General features: G+C 71.5%; 3 protein-coding genes. 2 read left to right on the top strand and 1 reads right to left on the bottom strand.

Going from position 1 to position 2394, the window contains the following annotated elements; genetic code table 11:
* A partial coding sequence (locus WA805_RS08435) for a carboxymuconolactone decarboxylase family protein (RefSeq protein WP_425242055.1) occupies positions 1 to 365 on the bottom strand: 365 nt, incomplete at its 3' end.
* A 198-nt stretch (positions 366 to 563) separates the two neighbouring features.
* On the opposite strand from WA805_RS08435, the gene WA805_RS08430 reads away from it, so the two are divergent.
* A complete protein-coding gene (locus WA805_RS08430) occupies positions 564 to 1508 on the top strand; it encodes an RNA polymerase sigma-70 factor (RefSeq protein WP_425242054.1) in 945 nt (314 codons plus the stop codon).
* Between the two features lie 100 nt (positions 1509 to 1608).
* Positions 1609 to 2394, top strand: a 786-nt coding sequence (locus WA805_RS08425) for a hypothetical protein (RefSeq protein ID WP_425242053.1), incomplete at its 3' end; no start/stop codon positions are given.

Here is a 2394-nt window from a genome sequence, read left to right as displayed (position 1 = left end):
TCGTCGTCGTAGTGCTTGCGCACCTGGGCCCAGGTCTCGTCGGACACGCCGTGGTAGGCGTCGGCCAGCCGGGTGCCCTCCTCGGTGAGCGCCAGCGCGGCCTGCTCGGCCTCGGTGAACACGGTGGCCTCACGCCAGGCGGCGACCAGGTTGAGCCGGACCGAGGTTTCGCCGGCGGCCGCGGCGTCCTTGGTGTGGAGGTCGACGCACCAACCGCAGCCGTTGATCTGGCTGGCGCGCAGCGCCATTAGCTGCTGGGTGGCCTTGGGCAGCGGCGACTGCGCGATCACCAGGCTGGCGTTGGCAAACCGCTTGCTGAACTTGGCGCCGATCTCGTTGTCGAACATGTTGAACCGGGGTTCCACGACTTCGTCCTTACTTGTGGGGTTGCGTACTGCGCGGATCGTTCGCGCGGCGTCTTGCCGAGCATGGAGATGCCGACGACCCGATCTTTGTGACAGTGCAGCTAGTGACCTGCGGCACCGATCGTGGCGTGTCACAAAGCGGTTGGGACCGGGGTCTTGTGTGTGGCACGGTCGAGAGCGAACGGGTAGGAGCCAGCTATGAGCGAGCGCAGCGAGCCAGGAATGAACACAGCCGAGCCGCTCGCTCGTGGCGGGCGCATGGACTCCGCTACCGAGGCGTTCACCGCCCACCGCAACCTGCGGTTCACCGTCGCCTACGAGATGCTCGGCTCGGCCGCCGACGCCGAAGACGTCCTGCAGGAGACCTGGCTGCGCTGGGCGGGGGTCGATCTGGGCACGGTGCGGGATCAGCGGGCCTACCTGGTCCGGATCACCACCCGACAGGCGCTGACCCGGCTGCGCACGCTCGGCCGCCGCAAGGAGTCCTACGTCGGCCCCTGGCTGCCCGAGCCGCTGCTCACCACGCCCGACGTGGCCGAGGATGTCGAGCTCGCAGACAGCGTCTCGATGGCGATGCTGCTGGTGCTCGAGACCCTCATGCCGACCGAGCGGGCGGTGTTCGTGCTGCGCGAGGTGTTCGACGTGCCCTACGAGGAGATCGCCGAAGCCGTCGGCAAGAACCCCGCCGCGGTCCGCCAGATCGCCCGCCGGGCACGGGAGCACGTCGCGGCGCGGCGGCCGCGCGGGGTGGTTTCCGCGGCCGAGACCAGGCACGCGCTCGAGGCGTTCCAGCGGGCGGCGGAAACAGGCGACCTGCAAGGCCTGCTCGACATCCTCGCGCCGGACGTCGTCTTCCTCGGCGACGGCGGCGGGGTCGTGCAGGCCGTGCGGATACCGGTCGTGGGGGCCGGGCGGGTGGCCCGCCTGCTGACCATCGGACTGGGCAGGATAGCTGCCGAGGCCGCACTGCGGCTGGAGCCGGCCCAGGTCAACGGCTACCCGGCGCTTATCCTCCGGCTCGACGGCGAGGTCGACACCGTTGTGGCGCTGCGCATCGACGACGGCCTGATCACCGGGCTGTACTCCGTGCGCAATCCCGAGAAGCTGTCGCACATGGAGCGGGAGACCGCGCTGCGCCGCTGAGCCGGCTGGTCACGGGACGGGCTTGCGGAAGAACACCCGGCGGAAGCCGTCTTGCTCGTGCCGGCGGATCTCCGCGTACCCGTGTCTTGTGTAGTACGCGATGTTCTGCGGCGATGAGCTCGGCGTCGTCCGAGCCTACGAGCGCCCCGCAGCGGTGCTCGCGGCGCGCCGGGAGTGGATGCTCGCCGAGCGCTACATTGAGCCGGGACTGGTGTTCTGTCGTGAGCGCGGCCTGGAGTCATCGCTGGCGTGGCTGACCGTGCTGGCGGCCGAGGCGGGGCTCGCCCGGGGACGATGGGACGACGCTGCCAGCACCGCCGGTACGATCCTGACCTGGCCGGCGGAGGGGTTCAGCCACCCCCGCATCAGCGCGCTGGTTATCCTGGCCCGGGTCCGGGCGCGGCGCGGCGAGCCCGGGTACCGGCCGCTGCTGGATGAGGCGGCCTCGATCGCCAAGGCCGCGCCTACCGTGCAGGCTGCGCTGCTGATCGGCGCCGCTCGCGCGGAGGCCGCGTGGCTGGAAGGGGCACCGGCGGAGCGGATCGGTGCGGAGACCGCATCCGCGGGCGAGCCGGGACCGAGCGACGTCCGCTGGTTCGCTGGCGAGACCGAAGTCTGGCGTCACCGGGCCGGGCTGGACTGTGGTGATCCGGCCGAGCTTCCCGAACCGTACCGGCTGGAGATCACCGGGGATGCCGAGGGCGCAGCCAGCTGGTGGCAGGAGCGAGGCTGCACCTACGATGCGGCGCTGGCGCTGGCGCTGGCCGGCCCCGGTGACCGGGCCGCGCTGCGCCGCGCGCTGGACCTGCTACAAGGGCTTGGCGCTCACCCGGCGGCGGCGGCCGTGGCGCGGCGGCTGCGCGCCCTCGGGGAACAAGGCATACCG

The organism is Trebonia sp. (genome assembly GCF_049794275.1).
Taxonomy (GTDB): Bacteria; Actinomycetota; Actinomycetes; order Streptosporangiales; family Streptosporangiaceae; genus Trebonia.
This window is presented reverse-complemented; position numbering and strand designations above follow the sequence as displayed.